Origin of the sequence: Paenibacillus radicis (ex Xue et al. 2023), from assembly GCF_024722015.1 — a bacterium.
GTDB lineage: Bacteria > Bacillota > Bacilli > Paenibacillales > NBRC-103111 > Paenibacillus_S.
In genome coordinates this window covers 119,021-142,643 of record NZ_JANQBD010000016.1, presented here as the reverse complement: position 1 = coordinate 142,643, position 23,623 = coordinate 119,021, and the positions used below count along the sequence as shown (strand labels likewise).

General features: G+C 47.8%; 17 protein-coding genes. All 17 read right to left on the bottom strand.

Annotated elements, in window-relative coordinates; genetic code table 11:
* Positions 1–22 precede the first annotated feature (22 nt).
* On the bottom strand, positions 23–2,266 hold the full coding sequence (locus NV381_RS21575) for a putative baseplate assembly protein (RefSeq protein ID WP_258215348.1): 2,244 nt from the start codon (positions 2,264–2,266) through the stop codon (positions 23–25).
* Between the two features lie 256 nt (positions 2,267–2,522).
* Entirely contained in the window at positions 2,523–3,083 is a 561-nt protein-coding gene (locus NV381_RS21570; RefSeq protein WP_258215347.1) for a DUF6155 family protein, read from the bottom strand.
* 34 nt (positions 3,084–3,117) lie between these two features.
* A complete protein-coding gene (locus NV381_RS21565; RefSeq protein WP_258215346.1) occupies positions 3,118–3,570 on the bottom strand; it encodes a GNAT family N-acetyltransferase in 453 nt (150 codons plus the stop codon).
* A 109-nt stretch (positions 3,571–3,679) separates the two neighbouring features.
* Positions 3,680–6,760: a baseplate J/gp47 family protein gene (locus tag NV381_RS21560; protein ID WP_258215345.1), complete on the bottom strand. Its 3,081-nt coding sequence runs from the start codon at positions 6,758–6,760 to the stop codon at positions 3,680–3,682.
* A 92-nt stretch (positions 6,761–6,852) separates the two neighbouring features.
* Entirely contained in the window at positions 6,853–7,254 is a 402-nt protein-coding gene (locus NV381_RS21555; protein WP_258215344.1) for a GPW/gp25 family protein, read from the bottom strand.
* 130 nt (positions 7,255–7,384) lie between these two features.
* A complete protein-coding gene (locus NV381_RS21550; protein WP_258215343.1) occupies positions 7,385–8,110 on the bottom strand; it encodes a phage baseplate assembly protein V in 726 nt (241 codons plus the stop codon).
* Complete coding sequence (locus NV381_RS21545) at positions 8,107–9,201, bottom strand: phage late control D family protein (RefSeq protein WP_258215342.1); 1,095 nt, start codon at positions 9,199–9,201, stop codon at positions 8,107–8,109. The genes NV381_RS21550 and NV381_RS21545 overlap by 4 nt, the downstream gene beginning before the upstream one ends.
* Before the next feature lie 4 nt (positions 9,202–9,205).
* Positions 9,206–9,832 (bottom strand): LysM peptidoglycan-binding domain-containing protein, encoded by a 627-nt coding sequence (locus NV381_RS21540; protein WP_258215341.1) that lies wholly within the window; start codon positions 9,830–9,832, stop codon positions 9,206–9,208.
* 86 nt (positions 9,833–9,918) lie between these two features.
* Positions 9,919–16,026 (bottom strand): hypothetical protein, encoded by a 6,108-nt coding sequence (locus tag NV381_RS21535; protein WP_258215340.1) that lies wholly within the window; start codon positions 16,024–16,026, stop codon positions 9,919–9,921.
* Between the two features lie 17 nt (positions 16,027–16,043).
* On the bottom strand, positions 16,044–16,490 hold the full coding sequence (locus NV381_RS21530; protein ID WP_258215339.1) for a phage tail protein: 447 nt from the start codon (positions 16,488–16,490) through the stop codon (positions 16,044–16,046).
* 8 nt (positions 16,491–16,498) lie between these two features.
* Positions 16,499–16,672: a DUF6760 family protein gene (locus NV381_RS38255; RefSeq protein ID WP_308862129.1), complete on the bottom strand. Its 174-nt coding sequence runs from the start codon at positions 16,670–16,672 to the stop codon at positions 16,499–16,501.
* Positions 16,673–16,692: 20 nt separating this feature from the next.
* Positions 16,693–17,070 carry a phage tail assembly protein gene (locus tag NV381_RS21525; RefSeq protein WP_258215338.1) on the bottom strand — a complete coding sequence of 126 codons (378 nt, stop codon included), beginning with the start codon at positions 17,068–17,070 and terminating at the stop codon, positions 16,693–16,695.
* A gap of 94 nt (positions 17,071–17,164) precedes the next feature.
* Positions 17,165–17,599 carry a phage tail protein gene (locus tag NV381_RS21520; RefSeq protein ID WP_258215337.1) on the bottom strand — a complete coding sequence of 145 codons (435 nt, stop codon included), beginning with the start codon at positions 17,597–17,599 and terminating at the stop codon, positions 17,165–17,167.
* Positions 17,600–17,662: 63 nt separating this feature from the next.
* On the bottom strand, positions 17,663–19,414 hold the full coding sequence (locus NV381_RS21515; protein WP_258215336.1) for a phage tail sheath family protein: 1,752 nt from the start codon (positions 19,412–19,414) through the stop codon (positions 17,663–17,665).
* A gap of 180 nt (positions 19,415–19,594) precedes the next feature.
* Positions 19,595–20,392 (bottom strand): hypothetical protein, encoded by a 798-nt coding sequence (locus tag NV381_RS21510; protein ID WP_258215335.1) that lies wholly within the window; start codon positions 20,390–20,392, stop codon positions 19,595–19,597.
* Between the two features lie 11 nt (positions 20,393–20,403).
* Positions 20,404–20,955, bottom strand: a complete 552-nt coding sequence (locus NV381_RS21505) for a DUF4255 domain-containing protein (RefSeq protein ID WP_258215432.1) — start codon at positions 20,953–20,955, stop codon at positions 20,404–20,406.
* 922 nt (positions 20,956–21,877) lie between these two features.
* On the bottom strand, positions 21,878–23,569 hold the full coding sequence (locus NV381_RS21500) for a methyl-accepting chemotaxis protein (protein WP_258215334.1): 1,692 nt from the start codon (positions 23,567–23,569) through the stop codon (positions 21,878–21,880).
* Positions 23,570–23,623 lie beyond the last annotated feature (54 nt).

Below are 23,623 nucleotides of genomic sequence, written 5' to 3'. Positions count from 1 at the left end.
TATATCTCTAGTTCTGCAGCCCCTACACATCGTTCTTGCTGAGCAATTCAATCTCATGCCCGCCCGATGTTACCAATCCATAAGGCGGAATGATAATATCCCCGCTGGCATCCTTTCGTGCTCCAGCTCCTTCATAATCTATCCATAGATCCTGCACATAGACGACACCTTTTACCCGACTAATTGCACCATAAATATCACCTTTGTACACAGCACGCCCGAATGGCCAGCCTCTCGCTTCACTTCCTTGATCCAATGGATGAAGCAGCCGCTGCAGCTCATGAATAATTCGTCTGGCCTCACCCTTCATATGCGGCTCCATTACTACAACAGCATGTACGGATATCTTAATGTATTCTGCTGGAATAACGTGAAGCTCCGTGGTCAGAAGCCTGTGAAGATCGAGATGTCTGCGGACCGTCTGCAGAAAGCCGCTGCCTGCTTTAGGTTCTGCCGCTTCACTGTAGGGAACGACAACAACCGTCATCTGGGCGGGAGCCTTTTCCTGCTGCTCAATTTTCATCCCCGGTTTATATAGAGGAATAGCCTTCACTCTCGCCACACGAACACCCGGTGTGGAACGGGCAATTGCCTCATAGTCCTCACCTGTTACCGCGCGGTATGGCGTATGCAGTTCCTGCCTTACGCGCAGCTTCGCTTCGGCAATGGTCTCATTTTCCGTCCCACCTGCAGCAGGAAATGGATTTGTTACCCGAATGCCCAGAAGTTCAGGTTCAGCCGTCACGATCTCCGAAATCAACCCGTCCTTCACATTGCCTCTAAGGCCTCCACCGGTTTGCAGCGATATAATCCGTACATTATTGATTTCCGCCTTGTGGGGGATTAGTCCCTCTTCGTTATTGCCAAACCGAATGATGCCATTAGCGGTATCCAATACGTAATGTCGATCCTCAGAGCCGGAGTGGTCGAAGTCTTCTACAGCCGACCAATCCTCCCATACCAGCAGCTCCTCAGCTCCTGGCTTGACGCACCCGATTTGGAGCTGAAAGCTGCCGCTTAAGCAATTTAGCAAACGATCAAACTCAAACTCCTGATTAGGCAGCCCGCTGCTTCGGCCTAGCCAACGTTCCAATTCAAACTCAGGTGTATAGGAGATGAGCCTAATACTATGATCGCCAGCTGGAGGAATAAGGGCATGGCTTCCATTTCCAAATACAAGCTTGACCGATTGAATTTGCTTATCTCTATGCAGCTCATAGCAGGGATCTTGTGGTCCGCAATCAGCTAAATTCATGACTGAACGCCAATCTCGCCAATCTCCAGCGGCATCCCGAACTTGCACCATATTCAACCCATAAAAAGGGAGATGTCCTACTATTGCAAATTCCATCTCTGCTTCGCCCGAGCTGGTAAAAGACGCTGTCTCGCTCCACGTCTCCCTCTGTGCAGCGATCCCGGCATTAGCATGGATTTGTTCAAGCTTGGGCGAGAGCTCATAGCCTTCCCGCTCCAGCGTGCAGCAAATCCAATAACGCCGCTTATCATTAGCCGGATGCACCAGCATCGGCTTCATAGGAGCAGGCAGGCGGAACACAAGCTGTCCGGTTTGGGATAAATGCACCGTCGAGTCGCGAACCAGCTCCACCGGAAGCCATCCCTCACCCTCTTCGGCCCCAAAATATTTCCAAGACACATCTGCAGAAGAGACCAATCGGACCGACCCATCGGCTTGCTTGCCAATAGAAACCGGATAATCATCAAACAGCTTGAATCCAATGGAAATATCCATATGCTCTGGCAGCGCCTGGTCGAAGCCCAGATATAGCTTGCTGCCACTCCTCGCTTCAGGGCCAAATGCGTAATAAGAAATTCCAGAGTGATGATTGGAAGAGGTGTAATCACTTGCTGCTGCCTCGGTGCGCACAATAATTTTATCCAACTCAGCTGGTATCAGCTGAAGCGTCTCAACCGTTTCAAAAGGCTGGTCCATCGCCTTCAGCTTCGTACCCTTCGGCAGAACCTTATGCTGTGTGCTGCCCGAAAAAGTGACATAAGCTGAGGCAGACTCCGCTTGGAGCAGCTTTATGCCCAACAGCTTCAGAAATTTCCGTTCATTTTTCTCCGTAATCCGATTCAGGTAATATTGTTGAACTTCAGTCATCCACGACATCAGCTCGACCAATGTAATCCCCGGATCGCTCGCATTCTCATCGGTCCATTCCGGCAGCAGCTTAGGTATGGCTTTGCGGGCTTCCTGGACAATCTGATCGAAAAAGCGGTCGTCTAAATTAGGTATCGGCAGCATTTGATTTTACACCTCCTTTTTTTTTACCCTCCCAAACTCTCTGAGCCTTGACCCTCCCAAACCCTCCCTAAGCTGATGCTTTCGAAGCCAGTTTTGCTGCGCAAAACTCTTAGGGAGGGCCCCAAGGGCTTCCGCCCTCTGGACACCCGAAAGGTTTGGGGAGGGCTCGGCGGTGGTTCTCCTTGGTTGTTATCTGCTTGGAACGCTTTCGTCCCTATGGGACACGCTTTAATTTGGGTGCTCCCATGAATGCATACTACTCTAGCATTTCTTCAAACTCAGCTGCGAATTCCATATATAAATAGGATAACTCGTCATGAAACCCCCAACCGATTCCAGCTGTTTTACGCACAATCGTTTCAAGCCTTTCATTGAATCTATGAAATAGGGCTTCGTTCCCTACTATCTTTTTTATTACATTCGAATACATGGATATCATACTATTATAAAATGGTTCATCTATATCTCCATAAGAATTTGTAACATCCACGCCCACTTCCACATAATAGATCATCAAATCAATCGTCCTAACTTCATCATTGCTCAAGTTCTTAAAATCTGTAATAGCCTTCTTGGCATGGGACAATCTGAACCTTGCCAATCCACGTTCAGGAAAAAACTCCTGCCGTATCTGATGCTTTGATTTTTCAAACAACTCTTCAATGGTTTCATCGGGATTTATGAGTATATGGATGTAATTCTTCACATCGCTGCTTAGCTTATAACAATCCATAAGCATTGAGATTAACGCTTCTTTCTCATAGCTTTTCAATGATTTTTTTATTTCTGGGATCGAGGTTTTTTTAGATTTTGTCAAAATAGTTCTTCACTCTTTCGTATAGTGATCTAAATCAATCGAATTTCATGATAAAGCCGGTTTTCAATCCTTTAATGAATCCATTTTTCTCATAAAATCGATGTATTTCTTCTCTTTTAGATCCGGTCAATAACATGAGCTTATAGCAATCACGTTCTTTTGCTAATTCAATTGCTTTATTTAATACCATTCGAGCATAACCGTTCTTTCTGTATTCTATATGGGTTACAACGTTCTCTATTAATCCATAAGGTCTCGCATTTCTAGTTAAATTTTTAATGATGGTCAATACACATGATGATATTATCGTCCCTTCCTTCTCAACAACAATGATCTTCATGTATCTATCATTCATAATTTCATCCCACAGCTTTTCAAGCTTATTATCAAAAATTAAATCAGGGTCTTGTGCATGCATATGCTTGTATAATTTAAGAAGATTACTTAATTCATTCTTATGTATTAAACGAACGGTTACGTCAGACATAGGACACCTGCTTATAAATTATTAGGTAAGCCATTAAGGGTTAGGATCTCAGATGCTAACAAGAGTGCGATGGTTTATCCATAGGCTATTTGCTTATGTGCTGCAAAACCTATATAGCGTTCACAATAACCTTATGTTTGCCGCTGACTACGATACCGTGAAGCAGGGGCTCAAGCCGATTCACATCCAGCTCGGTGCGGACACCATCCTCCAGCTTTTCGACGGTCATGTAAAGCTTCTCCACGTGGTTAATCGAACGGATCGATTTCAGCAAGGAATAGAACATCGATAAATGGATTTCCTGCCCAATCTGCCAACCAGTCCCATCATAGTTACCAACTAATGGATCTAGAAACCGCTGCAGCTTAGCTATCGCTTCCAGCTCAACAGGTACTACAGCTTCTAATCCCTGCACAGCAACAACAGCAGTAATGGATACTTCGATAAAAGCCGGTTGGATAACCTGAATCCGTTCAGGAAGAGCAACAAGATTGGAGGCGCGATTCAAAATATATTTCTCCACCTGTTTTTTCAGCTCTGGGAAAGCAGCCATGCCTCCCACCCCCTCCTGCGGGAGAATGACGAGTGTAATACAGCCGATATCCGGCTTAATTAAAGCATTGTAGTTGGCAAGACATTTCACCCTGGAAATGTTCGGATAGGCATCCCGTGCCAACCACTCGAAATCCTCAGCGGTCACAGCGCGCCCCCGATGCTTCAGCTGCTGCGGGCCGCGGCGCAAGGCCGCCTCCTGCTTTTCGGCATCGCATCCACCAGCGGCCGCCTCCGGATTAGCCACGCCTCCTACAAAGGCGATGGAATTTTGCAGATTCACGATTGTTTTGGCAGCTACATTGCCTGCTTTTCCGCCCGTAACCTTATAGTGAACCTTGATCTGCTCAAGCCCACCTTTTGGAGGAACCATACCATGAATTCCGTTACCGAACCGAATGCGTCCGAATGCCCGGTCTATCGTATAATGACGGTCCTTATCTCCAGATTCAGCCATGTGCCCGACAGGAAGCCACTGTACCCACAACCTTTGAATATGGCCATCCGAATCCCGGATGATATCCATCTCCAGCGTTTCTTGCTCCAAGTGTCGAAGAACTTCCTCCTCCGTCATCGCTCCGGTTTCATCGACCCATACCGTTTCTGTTACTACTGGCGTACGGCTCAATTGGTACTCGGAAGATATCTCGCCAGCCCTTTGATCGGGATATTCATTACTGATCGTTTCTTGTTGAACTGCAGCAACGGTGTTCAAGTACAGCCCGTTGACAACAGGCATCGCATAAATGCCTGAACGGTCGTCATACTTGCCATCACGATTCACTACCCGAATCCAATAGCCTTCCGTACCAAAAAGCAGCTCATTGGCAAAGTCAACAGGTCCCGCAAACTGTACGGTACCACTTCGGGTCAGACCATTTGTGTCATCGATAACCTTCAGAGTCGACCATTCTGATCCATTCCCATTATAGCTGGCTTGGCGATACTGCCATTCCATGAGAGGAACATCCTGCTCCGTAATCTTTTGCTGCTGAACGGATACGTACATAGAAATAGGACCCTTGACGGGCGGGATATGAAATCCCAAATATAAGGATGGATAATCTCCATCCAAGTGGTAAAAAGGAGCAAAGCCTCCTGATTGTCCCCGACTCTGAGCCGTCCTGTCGACAAAGGCTGTATTATTTAGCGTCAAGCAGCGTCGCAGCGGATAATTCCGATCCACAAATTGGTAGGTAAGCTTTACATCCTCAACCCATGGTGATAGATAAATGGGCTCTGCAGAATATAAATTTTCAAGATGCAGAATTCGCACTCGAATCCAATAGCTCAGCTGTGAATTAACGAAAGCTTCCTGCAAATCCTGTGGACAGCGGAAGGTCACTTCCTTACGCTGTATTTCATCCCCCGGATGGTAGAACAACCGCTCCGCCTCTTTGCCAACATTCAACCTCACCCATGCGCTGCCGTTCCAATATTCCCACAGCACCTCTGCAATAGAAATGATTGGGACATTGCGTTTTTCAAATTTGGACTTTTTCATAACCAGCTTCCAGTCCACAGGTTGTTCAAGCTCCGGCTGGAAACGGTTCGCAACCGCCTTAAGCCCGAACGATAGTGTAATCAGCCCATCCAGCTTACTGAGGGCTTCCCGACTTGAGATATAAAAAGTTCCGTATGGAGCAAACATGTCACCAAAAGGGTAAAATCCATTAGGGTCAGCTTGAATATCGTTATAAAACATTACATCAGGTGCAATGCCACCTCTGTTCAAGCAGTCCTCATAGTCGGTTTTCACAGAAATCCGGTCCAGCTCCAACTGTTCATCAGCCAAAGTAGGAACAACGCTCTGAGAAGAGCGTTTCTTCATTCGGCACTGAATCCAGCGGCCCGAAATGCCCGACAGCTCGCTTTCTACAAGCTCGCCCAATTGCAGTTTGTAAAGAATGATACGATTCCCACTGGCCTCGACACGGTCAAACAAGGTCCAGCCGTTTGCCGAGGCATACCGCCACTCCGTTTGCAGCGGATTAGCTAGCCGCTCACAGAGGGAGCCGTCATCGAACGCTCTAAGAGAATGCCCAACCACAAGCTCAATACGTGCAGTCTCATTCAAAAGAAATAATTCACCATGCTCCATATACAGTACATGTTCCTGTAAATTATCCGCTTCTCGCAGTTCGAACAGAGCATTCGGGGAGGCTATGCCTTCATTGGATGCAGCAGTAAAGGAATTAGAAATAGGCACAATCATATCGTGCTTCTTGCTCGACAAAAAGATGGCTGTCAGCATAGCCGGTGTCAAAAGCACCGCACGCTCCGTTTCAAACAGCACCTCGCCATCAGCTCCAGCTGCCATTACTTGCGTACCAGCCGAAATAAGTACCGGCTCAACCACGCCTACATTCAACCGAAATGTCACATATGCGCTAGCCGGTCGCGCAGGAAGCAGCGAAATATCCAATAAATTCATAAAAGAAATAAAATTTTTCATCGGAACCCGGTTAAGCCGCTTAATGTTCTCCTGAAACATCTCGGCAAACAATAAGAACAACGCTGTACCCGGATCAGGATCCTCCGGAGAGAAACGCCATTCCGGCGTATAGTAGGGCGCCATTTCCTTCATGCGGGCAATTAAATCCTGAATATTGCTTGTATCAATTTTGGGAGGCTGCATGCATCCACCCCCTCTCTGTCCGCTTTTTCATGGTCTATGCTTCATCCTCTTACCAGTAAAATGAAAGAATTATTAAAACGAAAATTAACAGTTTAGTTGGACCCTTCGTGGATATAGAAAGGATACACCTGATTAAATAAGTTATTCGTCGTACGCACCAAATAACGGATTTCAATATTAACCCTGCCATGCTCGTTCGGATCTGGCACCGCATTGACATCCACCTCATGTACACGAGGCTCCCACATCCTGATCGCCTCTTTGATGCTGCTCTCCAAAAGCCGTAAAGTGGTATCATCTGTCTGCCCAAATACAAAGTCATTCACTTCGCAGCCAAAATCTGGCCGCATTACTCGTTCCCCTTGTGAAGTGCCAAGAATGATCCGGATTGCCTCCGCTATATCCTCTTCGTATTCCGACAAACGGACGCGTCCTGTAGCCTTGTCCACTTGGATTGGAAATTTCCACCCTCGTCCGAGAAAAGCCTCCGTCATTGGTTTGATCCTCCTATGAATTTTGCTATGCAAAACCTATATCGTAATCAACTACTACAAGTTTGCATGGGGAAGGCAGAAAGCCATCTTCGTAAGCATTAGGCATGTGCATAAGCTGAGTTTGCCGGCCTTAATTAATTTTGACCATACTGCCTTTAATATTAATAATCCCATCGGATTTAAGATCAAGAGAAGCGCCAGCCTTCAACGCCATTGTAGCTGAAGCCTCGATATTAACCTGCGTGGACTTGATCTTAATTTCCTTCGTGCTTTCAATACTGACATCGCCCTTGGCATTCAGCATAATGGTGGAGGAACTGCTTTTTATCGTAATCTCATTGGCGGAGCCGCCTTTGATTTGTATGGAGTTGTTGCCGCTTTGTTCTTTGATGTCGATGATATCCTGCTTATCTGAAAAAACAATGGTCTGGCCCTTCTTCGTCTTGATCGTTACTTTGCCGTCCGAGTCGTTATCATCAAACTCCAGCTCATGCCCTGCCCGTGACTTAAACTTGCGAAGGTCGTTCTTATCATTTCCTTTGGGGGAAGGCTGCTTCGTGCTCCAAAGCGTACCGATTACAAAAGGCTGTCGAATTTCACCCAAATGGAACGCAACCAGCACCTCATCCCCAACCTCCGGAATAAACAAGCTGCCCCGGTCCTTACCTGCCATTAATGTAGCCATCCGCACCCAATCCGTCTCTGTCTCCGCCTCTCGTAAAGGCAGCTTAAGCTTGACTCTGGCAAGCCCGTCGGGATCTTTATTATCCGTTACTACCGCTACCATGACGCCATTAATTTTAGGAAAAACAGGCTCGGACGTACCACGGAACATAAACTCGGGATAATTCATCATACCGCATTTCCTCCCAGCTGGAATCGGGTCACATAGCCACTTTCATCCACAATATGTGTAGTTGCAATGATGTAATAAGGTTGATTGAGCTTGGTTCCGACCCCTCCGAGCTTCATATAGCGACCGGCGCGTATTTCAGGAATGCCAACGCATTCTCCCTGCCCGCTAACAAGCTGCATAGAACGTTTATTCAAAAGGGCCTCGGCATGCGTTTTGGCTTCACTTGCAGAATCGATGTTCGTGTACACATGCTCGATATAACTGCCCTGGGCTTTCATAATATCTTTACCGGTTTTGGAATTCGATCCCAGCTTGGTGACAGAAGTAGCCTTCGCTTCAACTACCTCAAGCTTTTTATTATCCCATCCACGCACGCATACCTCTGTAATTTGATCGGCAATATTCATGTCAATGGAGAGGTTTCGTATAAAGGTCCCCCATTCCAGAGTGACCACAGGTGTCATTTCTGTTAGCGGCTTGCGAAAATAGAGTGTTTTACCGACTACAAAAAAATCGTAATTAACCAAATCGGCCAAATATTGAATAAAATGATAATCATCAATCTGATTTTGTGAAACCGTAATATACTCCGTTGTAGTATCGTCTACCTGCGGCTTGGCCCCGTGGGCTTGCGCTATTTCCTTAACGATGTCACTATATTTTTTCTTCGCCCATGATTTGGACTTGGAGCCCTTCATCATTAAGTAGGACAGATCCATCCCCCTAACGATCAGGCTTGGCGTGTCATCCTCGGAGAAGTCAGCGACCACAGAGGTTATATACCCTTGAAAAACTAAAGTAAGCTTATCCAAATAGCCTAGCTTAATATCCACCGCCTTGCCCAGCACAAACACATTATCCAGCCATACAAAGTCACGTTTTATCAAATTAAAAGCATTCGTTACACGAAAGGAAAAAGAATCTGCAGTCCCTTGAAGACTATTCTCGACCTTGAGGCTGGCCACAGCAATTTCATCCGAAATTTTAGTGCCATCCACCGAAATTTCAAAAGCCGGAGCGAAAAAGTCACTGTACTTCTTTGCCAAGGAATCCGTCGTATACGTAGAGGAATCTAGTTTAAGGTCTGCCATAGGATCACTCCAGCCTTGGTACGGTTATTCTGCGTCCCGACTGCAATTTGAGCGGGTTATCTATGCCATTGGCATTAGCAATCTCACGCCATAGACCCGGGTTCTCGTATTCATGGGCGGCAACCATCCACAGCTGCTCTCCTTGCTTCAGCAATTTCTGCTTGGTACGATCGGCAGATTGACGTGGAATATTCTGGAGCTGTTCCTTTTTACTTTGCCATGACCGGAATGTAACCTTTAATGTCGCACGAACCGGAATCCCGGAGTCGAGAAACATCGTAAACCGCTGGTTCACTTTTTCTACAACGCCTTTAAAATCAAGAGAACCCCAAACAAATCGGCACACAGGCGGAGCGTGAAGATCCTTTTCTACATCCAGCAAACCGGAAATTTTCTTGGTATATGCCCTTACGTCCGTACCTTTTTCATAAGTATCGAAAAATATATCCATCGTCAAAGAGGTCGTACCGCCGCTGACAAATTGTCCGATCGGCATCGAAAGGCCCGGAACGCTATCCCATGAGTAGCTATTGCTCGTATCTAGTGAGTATTCATTAGGATTAAATAGCACCGAAATCGTTTCCTTGCTGTTTCCTTTATCAACAATGATCTGTGCTTTTTTAAGCGCCATCGGCGGTCCACCTCTCTATCCATTATATAATGCTGAACTGCCATTACTTCTTAAGAACGGGCTCCTACTGGATAACAATCAGTCCATTACATGCCGCGTTTTTGACGCTCGAACCGCATTCGCCGTTCCAGCTCCCGAGCCACCTTATCCGCGATCTTATTCACGTCGAGCTGCGGAATTTGTTTGATCAGTTCTTTGATCTGTTCTTTGCTCAGCTCTCCCTGATTGACCGGTTGTTCCATCATTAGCTGCTCTTCGGCTGGTTCCGCTGACTTTTGAGGTCTTAGCACATCCATGCTCGGTGACTCCGCAGCATCCTCCTGACTATCTCGGCCTTCAGGCTGCCTGTAATCGAGCGTTGGAGGTGGCCCCTGCCCTTGCAGCATATTCAAGGGCTGCTGCTGCAGATGCGACAATGACTCTGCACCTGCAACGGCTGCGGTCATCGGCTTCGTCATGATGACCGGATTGGCACTAGCCACCGGCATGCTTCTGCCGCCGGTGACAGCCGCAGGCACTAACGGCAGGCGAGCCGCCTGAGCGGCCTGCCGTTGGAGCAAGCCGCGACCGGGCATTAGCGTGGCTCGGGTAGGCTGTGCCTGCCCCGGCGCAAGTGGCCCGGGGGCTTGCTGCCGCGACGATGCGCTGCGCGTCGCGGTAAGGCGGCCAGCAGCTCGTTCGAGCGCTGCGCCGTCGGTTGCGCGACCCGCCGTGCGGGGCGCGACTGCTTGGCTTGGCGAGCCGATGAGGCTCGCCGTTATGTGCTGCTGCGGCGCCCCAAGGGCGTTCCGCGCGCGCAGCGGAGCAGCGGATGCAGCCGCTCGGCGACTCACAGCAGCCGTGGATGCTGCTGGGCCGCTGGATGCCTCAGGCTGCTGCCTGTTGACCCTACGCGTCGCATGAGCCGTCCGACTTCGTACCCTATCCGTGATTTCTTCAGCGGTCCGCTGCTCCGGTTGCCATTGAACCGGAATCCGAGAAGGAGCTTGTCCATTTCCAACAAGTGTGTCCCTCAACTCAGCAGCTTTTTCTATCATAGGCTTATGCTGCAATATCGTTGAAGAACTGCTGCTGCTTGTTGCCATTGGAACCAACGTCGAGGATGTTAAGCTTGATGCTAAAGGTTCTACATTGCGCTGCAGCAAGCTTTTGGCATGAGCTTGTTGTTCAACCCGCATAAGTGCAAAGTCATTACCTTCATTTAATGGGCTCTCTTTGCGACGATTTAAAGCTCTCTTTGCACCTATTGTCGATACTTTACCTATATCAGCTAGCTCCTGATGTGTAACCGTACGTTGGGTGTCAGACTGCTGCTTCTTTTGTACATCTGTAAGATGTGCACCGGTCCTTTGTGTCTTTGGCTGCGCAGCTACACGTTGTTTCTCAAACTGCCGTTGATTCTGCAGCACTACGGGGAGTGAAGCAACGGTCCTTGCAATCTGTTGCACAGTTGCAGGCTGTTCACTTAATGGCTGCTTCAATCCATGAATCATTCGCTTTGATAAGGATGCTGTCGATGCTCCTGGAATTTGAACAGCATTCACTTTGTTGCTCTGAATCCTGGGCTTTGCCAAATCTTCCGCCAGGCTGCGCCTCACGATACGACTGCTCGGGCTCTTGGTCGAAGAGCTTTCTGTCTGCTGCCTTGCAATCCATCCATCCACTGGTAATCCAGCAGCGATCCCACTGGGTATGCGAGCTTGAACATTTGCCGGTACGGCTTCTCCCTTAGCAGTATCTATTAAATGTACAGCTTTAGAGGAAACATCTGCCTTACCCGATGGCCCATTTTTAGAGGCAGGCTCTGCTGATCTAAAAATAGATACTATCGCTGCATTTGCACTATTAATTGCTTCAGTCCCTCGGAATGATCCTGCCCTGTTTACAATACTGGCAGTCGGCCCGCTAGCAAGTATTCCTGAGGCTATCGATCTATCGTTTGGCTGCTCGGCTCTAAGCCGGTTTCTGCTGCCTGTGTTTTTTGAATCACCGGCTTCTTGCCTGCCTGACAATAACTTTAAATAAGAGGGCTCAGAAGCCTTCAGATAAGCTTGTTTTGAATGATTCGAGCTTTGGAGCTGCCTCCTCTGAATGTCCATCATCCTCGTTGATTTGGATAGATGGTTTTCATTCAATCCTTTAATTGGTTTGTTTACCGAAACAGTAGAGGAAGCTCCTGCTTTTGCTCCCATTCCAGCCGTATGAAGTCGATCAGCCACCCCATTAGTTGGTCTTTCCTGTCTCTTTACAATGCCAACTCGTCCAAGAGGGAACCCTGCCTCCTTGTCAGCTTGTTTAATGCCAGACACAGCAGAACCCGCCCGAAAAGCACTTCTCATAAGAACGGGTGCTTGCTCCACCAAAGATCGCTGTAATACCGCTGTAGCTCGCTGCAATTGAGATGCCGCTGTTTTTTGAGCTCTACCCTCGGCTGCGCTGCTTGCTGTAAGAAAATGACCTTCTGTTTGGGGCAGAAGAGCTTCCTGTTGTGACGGCAGGTGTCCTTTCCTAAGTGTTCGCCTTTCGGTTGCGGCCGTCCCCCTAACCAACTGCTTAGCGTCGGCCATATTGAGATCAAGCAACGCTCTGTCCGGGAAGCTGGTTCCTATAAACTGCTGCTCTGTATCCCCCCGCTGAGCAAGGGAGCCCAACAGCTGCCGACTGCTCGGAGTTTTCTCCTCTGCATTGGGAAGAAGCACGAAACCCTTCGAATTATCCCGCAGCGATGTTTCCTTCGACCTCATGCCTCTCCCAGCAATTGCAAATGGAATCCGCTCACTCCGTCGCTGCACCATTGAGCTGCTCTGGGAAGTTAGAACAAAATGACCGTGGCTATGGTCAGCCCGCCTCGGTGCTGCGCTGGATAAGACCCGTTCCGTAGCAAAACGTGAGCGCTCCAACGCCCGCTGCCCCACCGGAAGTCGCCACCATTTGTACGCACCTTCCTGGGCTGCTTGCCTCTGTAGCGTTTGAACTGCTTGAGCCGGGAAAACCTCCGCATTGGAGGAAAGCAACCGCTCTGCGGACGCACGCCGCCTCACAGACACGCGTTGTTCTGCGCCCGCTCTGCCTCCCACCATGTGAGAGCTGCTCCCAAACGCTGCTTCTTCAGCGCCTGTAGTCTTTCTTACGGCTGCGTTCGGCTCCGTCAGCCCAAGCTTCCTAATGCTTGTCGGTGAATCACTGTGTTCATCTTGCCGCTTCTTCTGACTCAGCGGTGCCCTCGCTCGCTCCGCCGTGTGCTGCTGCTGCCATGTCCTAAGCAGCATTAATGCCAGAGGGGAAGCTCCCGCAATCATCCCTTGAGCCGCAAGCAGGTTAAGAGTTCCTGTCCCTTGGCGATGCTCACTGCTTCTTTGCGTAAGCTTCGTTCCTGTTGAATCAAGTGGAGCTATAGGACGCACCATTGAACTACTCTGCTTCAAAGCATAACGTCTAATTCCATTCGTCCTGTTTGGTTGTCCTATGGTATTATTTTCAACGGCCATACTGCTTTTTGGAACTGCTCTAAATAAAGAAGAATCAGCACCATGTCGATCATTTCTTAAATCCGTGCCAGGTAATATACTTCTTTGAATATAAGCTCCAGGCTGTTCCTCCCGCACTAATTCTTTACGTTCAAGCAACAGCTCCCGGTAAGTCCTAGAGGTACGAAGGTCTCTATTCTCCATTGCTTGCTTGGACTGAATGCTGTTATGAAAATGAACTCGTGAAGCAAGCCCGCCCTTCAGCTTTTTTTGCATCAGCAAGCGGCCAAGCCTGCTCTCGGGAAACTTTCCTTGCAGAACCTCCCCACTTTCCGACTTGATTTCGAACGTAAGCTTCTGTGAAGGCACATTGGTAATACTTTTATACATCTCCGATAAACGTTTAATCCATTGCAGATTATATTCAAGCCGGCTCGACGACACCGGTGTTTGCCGCACTCCAAGCAGGTCATCGTCTTCCGATGTATGTTGCTTCTGATCTGGCTGCCGGTTTATTTTCGTCGCGCCTGCATTATGCTCATGTTTCAAAGGTACTTGCTCAATAACTGGCTTATCCCAGTCTATTTGACGTCTCTCAGGTACTGCAATTGCTTGTTCATTGCTTTTCATCCCGTTGATGCCTTGCTCGCTTATTCGATTGTTCAGTTGTTCGTTGATGGCTTCAGCCCGTTTGGCCTGCAGCTGCATGACTTCGGTGTGTAACGATGCGCCCCTACTAAAAGGCAAAAGATGAGCAAACTGGCGCTGAACAATCAAACTCTGTGAAGATCGTGGAAACAAAGTGCTTCCTCTGGCTTCCTGTCGTTCTGCTATTCCGTGATTGTCAGCGAAATCTAACATTTGAAGCCTAGGTATCCTAAGATGATCCGCTTTCTTTGAACCATCATTCCATATCTGATCACTATGCCAGCTTAGTTTGGACATGCCGCTCTTCACTCTAGATGGTTCACTTTGCTTCCAGTAAACCCGACCCTGTGACATTGTATCAGCTTGTTCGGTTTGTTTCGTAACCTTAATACTTCCATTCCTGACTCGCTTCGGTAGTGATTCTTCCTCGGCCAATCCTTGAACTATTGGTCCATTACGTCGGAATGTTAGCAACATACGGTTAGTGTGATGCTTATTAGAAGCCCACCGCAGTAAACCCTTTGCTCCTGCATTGCTTAGCCCAGAGAACGGCTCTTCTTGCATCATTTCAACTTGCTCTAGCTCTTGTTCTTGCTCCTGCTCTTGCTCTTGCCCTGGCTCTTGCCCTTGCTCTTGCTCTTGCTCTTGCTTTAGCTTCTGCTCTTGCTCTTGCTCTTGCTCTTGCTCTTGCTCTTGCTCTTGCTCTTGCTTTAGCTTCTGCTCTTGCTCTTGCTTCTGCTCTTGCTCTTGCTCTTGCTCTTGCTCTTGCTTTAGCTTCTGCTCTTGCTCTTGCTCCTGCTTTTGCCCTTGCTTCCGCTCTTCTTCTTGCTTCTGCTCTTGCTTCTGCTCTTGCTCCTGCTCTTGCTCCTGCTCTTGCACTAGCTCTTGCTTCTGCACTAGCTCTTGCTCTTGCTCTTGCCTTTGCTCTTGCTTTTGCCCTTGCTTCTGCCTTTGCTCTTGCTTTGGCCCTTGCTTCTGCCTTTGCTCTTGCTTTGGCCCTTGCTTCTGCTCTTGCCTTTGCTCTTGCTTCTGCACTAGCTCCTGCTCTTGCCCTTGCTTCTGCACTAGCTCTTGCTCTTGCTTTTGCCCTTGCTCTTGCCCTTGCTTCTGCACTAGCTCCTGCTCTTGCTTCTGCTCTTGCACTAGCTCTTGCTTCTGCCCTTGCTCTTGCCTTTGCTCTTGCTTTTGCCCTCGCTTCTGCTCCTGCCTTTGCTCTTGCTTCTGCACTAGCTCTTGCTCTTGCCTTTGCCTCTGCTCTTGCTTTTGCCTCTGCTCCTGCTCTTGCTTCTGCACTAGCTTCTGCTCTTGTCCTTGCTTCTGCTCCTGCCTATGCACTAGCTCTTGCTTCTGCACTAGCTCTTGCTCTTGCCTTTGCCTCTGCTCTTGCTTCTGCACTAGCTTCTGCTCTTGTCCTTGCTTCTGCTCCTGCCTATGCACTAGCTCTTGCTTCTGCCCTCGCCCTTGCCTTTGCCCTTGCTTCCGCTCCTGTACTTGCCCCTGCAAAGGTTCCCACGTTTGTACATGGTCCTTCGCTACCCCTTGCTGCGTTCCTTGGCCAGGATTGCTTTTCCCCAAGCTCTGCTCAACCTTCAGCACCAATTGTGGGTTTATTCTGTTCGCTGATGCTGCAGCCCTTGAATCGTCTGTTCTAAGCTGAACATGAGATGAGGATTGTAAAGAGCCAAGTCCACCTGCTGTTATACCGGCAGCTTCAATCCGGGTATTGCGATCCGAGCTTTTCCGCCCTGCCACAGCTCCACCGTACTGCTGAATCCATTTCTCCAAACGGTATATGGTTTCACTATGCGTTACCGTATGCTTCGTACTTACACGACGCAGCTGATCAAGCTGAGTTTGCAGCTGGGCTACCCTTTGCCGCCATTCAGCATCCTTATTGGTCTGATCTTCTCCCGACAGTGCATCAAGCTCACGAAAGATCAATGAAATCCGGCCTAAATAATCATGGCGCCGAAAACCGTACTTACCCATAATACCATCCGCAAACTGCCTGTTGTGCAGCGCTGTATGGTTCATGTTCTGCTTAACCGTATGGGGGATATGCTTTTGTCGTAATTTCATGCTAGTCCCCCTGCCGATTATTTTTTGAAGATTGTCTTCAAGCCTTTATGTACGATTTCGATAGCTTCTATAGCAACGCCCGTGCTGGAGGCATTCATCTCTGGGCCGATCCATTTCACCGGGTACGACTCGAAAAAATTCCATCGGCAAATTTCTTTGCCCGCAGGGTTGTTTAAAATAATCGACCCGCTTTTTCGCTTGATCTTCCCGCTAATAACGCCCTCGTACCAATCCCACAGTTCACTAGCCTGGGTGATTCCCCGCTTCAGAACAATGCGCTGATACTTGGTTTGCTTCGGCAGATAATGAACATAGTCGTTCACGCCGCCTTCATTATACGGCATCACTTCTGTTTCCACTTGCAGCCCCGTTACCTCCGAGAAGCCACCGACAAGCAAGCCATCCAATTCTACTATAAAGCGGAATGCCGGACTGACTGCGTATTTTTTAGACGGTATACTCATCTGCTTGCTCACCTCTTATTAAATACGTCAAACGGATTATCTCTGGGCTTATCTTCATTCATACTGCGGTTAATCCGTGAGATTTCCTCACACCACTTCCGGCGCTCCCGATGTTCCATCAACATGATTTCATCGTGAGGCCAGTGAAAATAATAAGCGATGAACCCGGCCTCCTCGTAAATCTTATCAATGGGATAACCTGCTACGCCTCCTCCATCCCGGCGATAAAAGACACATCCACATCGAATTCATGCTCGCATTTAGGGCAAGATGTGTGAACCTTCGGCACTTCCATTTCATTGATTTCGCGATAAAAATTTTGCATGAAGGCCAGATCAGCCGTAAACATTTTTTCGATAACTCTGGTATCAATAGCACGCAGGTCTCCCAGCTTCGTAATAACGCGAGTCAATAAAATAATGGTTAAATAACCCGGGTTCTGCTGTACACGTTGGTCACGCATCGGCAAAATTTCATCAGCTGCCGTTGCCAAACGCATTACGCCTCTCTTATGCAATGTACCACTATCATCCACATATCCTCTTGGAAGCTCGAATTCGTATTCTGTTTTGAAAGCCATAAAATATCCTCCTAATTATCGCATAAGCAGGAAAACAAGAGACAAGAAGAGCGTCAACCGCCTCATTCCTTCTCTTGTTTCCCCGATGCAATTGTTACTTCGTGCGGGTCATGCCTTCATGCGCCAGTTCCAAAAACTCAATAGCCACTTCAGAGCCTGTACCATTGAAATTAGGAGCCGTATACTTGGAAGGCCACGCCTCTATAACTTGCCATGTCGCTACATCTGCGCCTTCTTCGTCTATTGCAATAATTGTGACTGTTTTACGAGCAATTTTACCTTCAATCGATTCCTGCATCCAGTTGTACATATCCATCGAATCGGTAACGCCCCATTTCAGGGTGATGTTACCATACTTCGCCAACCCCGGCAGCTTGCGAGGTGTAATTGTCTCATTGCCTTCACGATATTCAATAATAGCCAAGGATGCATCGAAGCCCGATACCTCACTGAAGCCAGCCTGTTGAATACCTTCTACCTCAACCCTAAATCTAAAATTTCTGTATGGATCGTTACGTTCGCCCGGCATAATTTACCGCGTCCCCTTTCGTTCTGATTGTTGCCCGTCTCTTACTCAACGACTAGTGAGAACCTATTCTTCTCTCGTTTTCTGAGTAATCCGGAAGATGACGAATTCCGCCGGTTTCACAGGCGCAACCCCAATAATACATATCAAACGACCGTTATCGATATCGTCTTGCGTCATCGTGCTGCGGCCGATATTAACGTAGAATGCCTCGCTTGGGCTGCCGCCCATCAGAGCGCCGTCTCTCCATACGCGGGTAAGGAACGCTTCAATGGTACGCTGTACACGAGCCCATAGCTGCTCATCATTCGGTTCGAACACAACCCAGTTGGTGCCATTCTTAATCGATTCCTCGATGAAGATGAACAACCTTCTGACATTGACGTATTTCCACAGACCGTTCGAGGAGCATGTACGTGCGCCCCAAACACGAATACCTTGACCGGCGAAATGACGGATCAGGTTAACGCCCTGCGGGTTTAAAATATCCTGCTCACCTTTATTGTATTGGCAATCAAGGCCTACGGCACCGCGAACAACTTCGTTAGCAGGAGCTTTTTGAACACCACGGGTTTGGTCGGAGCGTGAATAAATACCCGCCATTGAACCGGACGGCGGAATGTAAATATTGCGTTTGTCTAACGGATCAAACACTTGTAGCCAAGGGTTGTACATCGCCGCATAGTTGCTGTCGAAAATATTGCGGTGTGTCATGACATCGGCCACTTTAGTTTTCTCACGCGGGACATCGAGAATGGCGAAGCGGCTTCCAAGATTTTCACAATGCGCCACCAAGGACAGCTGTACATTCGGATCGGTTACACCAGGAATGGACATGATGCTCACGACATCATTGTCGATAAACGATTGAATCCCTGTTCTTTTACCAGGTCCGCGGTCTACACCCATGAAATCGGAAGCTGCTAAATTCGCTATAGAGCCGTCGCTGCCGCCAAATAGGGAGATTTGGAACTTGCCTGCTTCTTCATTCTCGCCGGACAGCGATTCGAATGGAGCAACAGCGCCCAAATCCGTACCCAAGCTAATGTCTTTAACTATAATGATATTAGAGCGAGACAAAATTTTCTCTACATGATTGGCAGCAGATACGTTTAGTGACACCTTCTCGAATGATTCCGCTTCATCCCCATAAAATACATGCATCGTAAACTCACTAGTTGTGAGAACCTTCGCTGGCAGCAAATTGGTGTCAATGACATCCTCTTCACCGTCAAGCACGGATTCCAGCTCGATGATGTTATCAAGCGATGAAACGATGCGGTTGTACTGCTTGCTGCCGCCATTCTGGAAGGCTACGATATCGCCTACATTGAAACCGGCATTGTTCTTCACACGGTATTGCACCGATTCGCCCGGCGTCCCGATAATGTCAAGAATTTGCGTCTTGGCTTTACTTGCAGGAACAACTACGATGCGCACTTGGTTACCCCATGTACCCGGGTTTTTGGAGGTGATTTGCAGCACTTTCGCCTCTTTATTAGCACTTCCCTGGTTCGTTGCAAGCTTGGCGTCCGATGGTGCCACACGCATCACATAACCGCGAGAGCCTCCATTCAAGAAAAAGTGCTCAACTGCATAAGACAAAAAGCGGTAATCTCCGAAAGCATTCTCGGATAAATAGCTGCCGAAATTACGATGAAAATCAGCTACGCTGGTAATCAGTAGAGGGACACCTTCGATCTCCCCCCTTTGTGCCAGACCAATAAAGCCCGCCGTGCTCGTACTTGCACCTTCGAGCGGCTGCGCGCCGCTATCGAATTCTTCTACATAGACTCCAGGTGATAAATACTCAGCCATTGTTCCCCAGTTTCATCCATCTGCATCGATCCGTTGCAAAATATGAAACCAGTTCTCTCCTTTCTGCTTGTGGTTTATAGAAGATGGAAGAATCCGATCTACTAACAAAGTTATGTACAGCCTGTCTAGCCAAAAGCCTACTTCTGTAATCAGTTCCCGCCTTATAGCTGCTAATCGAAGTTAGAATTGCAGTTTACCTGCAAGCGTAGTTCCGCCCTCCGCGAGGTTCACCTCCTTCGAAAGCGAGCGGCCGCTGTGTACAATATCAAGCTTGATGTCGAAACGGTTAGCTCTGCAGTTGGCAAAAGCGATTACCGCCTCGCCTCGCTCGTCAGACTGCGTCTGAACAACAGGGAGCAGCAATGCCCCCCTTGCATAGCTATGGGTCAACGGCCGGGCCAGCCTAATCCTGCGCTGATATTCCAGCACCTCTTCAACCAAGCAAAGCTCTTCCGCGACTTGAGTACTATTGCGGCTGCGAATAAGGTACCTGTCTCCGACAACAATTTTGCCGGTAACCGAGCTGACTGTCAGTTGGTCCGTACCTGCCTCTGCCTTATCCTGAGCTAGTCTCGACCTAGCACTGTCATCCGATTGCACCACTGCAACTAAAAGAGCCCTGGAATACGGCTGACCATGTTCATTGCTAACGCTCGCACGCAAGAGAGTATCCTTTTCCTTAAAAGGATATGACGGACGGGGCGACAGTGTAACATGAACCAGTGTATTCTCAAGGCCCACTTCTATATCACGGTACTCTTCGAAATAATACTGCGCGTTCACGCACAGCCGATAGGCACCTGCTTGTAAGTCATTAAATATGTATGTTCCTTTTGATGTAACGACAGGTTTGGATAGCGTTCCTTCAAGTACAATAGATGCGTTTAATCCAAGGGGAGAACTCGAGGTATAGGAATCCAGAAGACAAACTACTAACGAAACCTTCGTATTCAGCTTAGTTACTCTGACACTTTCCAAGTCGAATCCTCCTATCCTTGAATTCGAAAATCACGTTCTGTAACCCGTTTTGTAGTTTTTATCCGAGTAGAATCAATATTAATCGGACCAGCTACATAACCAACTGAGAGCCGATAGGGGACATCTCCGAAATTCCACATACGAGTCAATGTATCTCCAGTGAGTGTATCCATAACAATCCGCACTTCCTCACCCCGATCGGCCAATGATCCGACGAGTGCGGGTCCGCGTAAAATCGAGTTGTCGTACAACACTTGTATAGCTCTGCCAAGAATTCTATGTTCGTCTAAGACACGTGATTGCAGTTCAGCTGTCGAATAAGCTGTTATCAGGTAATAAAGATCCACAGTTTCAGGCGGGAATTGAATTTCTCCCGTTCCCCTTGCTATCATTCGGGTCTGTCGATTGTCGCCGCTTTCTTTGATGTTATACAAATATAAGGAAAGGTAGAGATCTCCTTTATCGGCGGGTGAAGCTATCCCTATTAGCTCAGGCTGAGGAATAGGCTCCGGCGTCATTTGCTCTTGCAATAATTTCAGCAGAGATGCGCCAACATCAGCAATAACCGTATAATCGCCTATAGGTAATCACTCCTACCTTCTTCTTGTCGATATGCTGACGAATCATGTTACCAGCACGTTATGTATGTCGTATAAATGAATCTTTTTCTATTATAGTTGTAATTTTAAGGGTTGACTATATATTTATATGAGTCTATTTTCCTATCTTTGTTGAAAACTGCCGTTTTTGTGAATTATATAACAAACTACGCGATCCATTCATTTCGAATCGACAAAAAGAGGCTGTCCCAAAAGGGTATCAGTGAATGAATCAGTCCCAAACTATGTAAAAAGACGCCTCCAAAACCACCATGTAAGCGGAAATGGAAGCGTCTTTTTTGTAGGGAAATTCCCATCAGAGTGGGGGTTCGAAAATCCAAAAATGAGTCCGGCCGCTTTTTGAATGTTACTTAAGTGATGGGACGGCTGCTTTCAATCTAGAGGAGACCAGGATTTGTCGGGGCCGCTGCGGAAGGAACGAAAATAGATGGAAATTGTAACGCTAATCCAGCGTGGATATCGCCTGAAATCAATCTAACTGGAAAAACTAACTCTAATATAGGGGATATGCTGGATATCGGCCAAAATACGTAGAATTAGCAGGAGAAATTCCAGCTATAAGGCTTGGAACGCTATTTTCGGAGTAACTAACTTGACATTTTCCTGATAATTGCACGGAGTGCGCCAGACTGCCATACAATGCCGTAACCGAACCCCGAGCCACGAACCCGATACCCGCGATGAGCACGCGTTGGAAAGCGACCCATCTTATTCATCTCTAAAATACACAAGAATGTGCAAAAGAGCCTTCAACTATTAAAGTGGAATTGAGGGCTCTTTTGCTACCATCTATTCAGGATAAAATGGTAGAGGGGTTGTCTCAAAATGACTTTTGGGACAGCCCCCTAAGTTCAAAACCTTAGCTTTAAACTTGAAACTTAATTATTAGCTTTTGCAGATCCAGAGAAACACCGGACAGCATACCGGCAGAAGCCGTTATCTCCTGTGTAGACGCCAGCTGTTCTTCTGTGGTTGCAGCTACGGTCTGAGCCAAACCGGCACTTTGCTGCGCGATTTGTCCCATACTGGTTACAGTTGCAGCCACCTCCTCGGAGCTTGCTGACATTTGCTGCGCTGCAGCCGCAGCCTCCTGAATTTTGCGAGACACCTCTTCGGTTGATTTGACTATCAATCCGAAGGTTTCCTCCGCTCGACCAACTGCATGCAAGCCGCCATTCACTTCCGACAGCCCTTCGTTCATGGTCTCCACTGCCTGTGCCGTATTAAGCTGAATACCATTGATGACCCCATTGATTTCTTGAATGGAATCAGCCGTCTGTGTCGCCAGCTTACGTATTTCATCAGCTACCACCGCGAAACCTCTACCGTTCTCACCGGCTCTCGCAGCTTCAATAGCTGCATTAAGAGACAACAGGTTAGTCTGATTGGCAATGTCCCCGATGAGCTGGGATATCCGCCCTATGTCCTGAGAGTGATCTTCCAGCTTCTTAATAATTTCTCCTGCTTTCTCTACCGTAGAGCTAACCGCTTGAATCTTCGAGGAAGCTGTTCTCATAACCGTTGTTCCTTGTTCTGCATGACGGGCAGCTTCATCCGACAGCTCTGACACTTCCGATGTTGTCTCCGCAATCCGCTGTATACCTATGGCCATTTCATCCATAGCTCTGCTGCATTCCATGGCGCTTGAGGCTTGATTCTCCGACCCGGAAGCTACTTCTTGAACGGATTCAGCAACATGCTGGGCAGCCATGGAGTTTTGTTCCGAGCTTGCGGTCAGCTGTTGGGCCGAGGCCGCTACCTGATTGGAAGCATCCTGCATTTGCAGGACAGAATCCTTCAGCGAGCTCGATACTCTGTTCACAGCACCGACCAACATACCGATTTCATCCTTGGATTTTATATGTATAGTTTCGGCCGTCAAATTACCATGAGAAATCATTTCTAGGGATTGAGCCACCTTCAGAATCGGACGGGAAATGATCCGTGTCACTGCATAGGCAATGAGCACAATAAACAAGATCGCAATAACAATCATTGCACTAATCTGTATGATGCTGTTACGATAAACCGCTTGCCCTTCCTCCTCTGCTCTTGTCGCTCCCTGGTGGTTAAAATTGATAATGACCGCGACGCCTTCCCTTACTTCCTGGAACGTTCGAGACACTTGATCGTTTGCCTTCGAATTTCCCTTAACTTGGCCTTGGCTGCCGGATTGCGCATTTGCTTCTCTGAATGCCTTCCATTTTTGAGCCAATTGGGCTGCATTGCGTTCATCCTCCGCATCGGCCAAGGAGTCCTTATATTCTTCCAGCTTTTTATCGACAGAATTGAAGGTATCTTCCAGCTGCTTATTGATATCCGCTTTTTTCGTCGTATCCGGCTCGACCATCATCTGATAATAGAGGACCATAATATGCTCCAATGAAAAATTAACCTGATTGGCAATTTCAATTCCCGTTAACCAGACTTGAGAAATTTCCTTCGTGTTTTTTTGCATTTGGTTCATACTTTTTAAATTCAACCCGCTCACTAATCCCATAATTACCAGTATGATTACATAAGACATAACCAGCTTTCTGCCTACGGTCCATTTCATTATTCATTTCCCCTTCATGGCTATTCTCATGTTCATATGATCTAAGAACCTCAT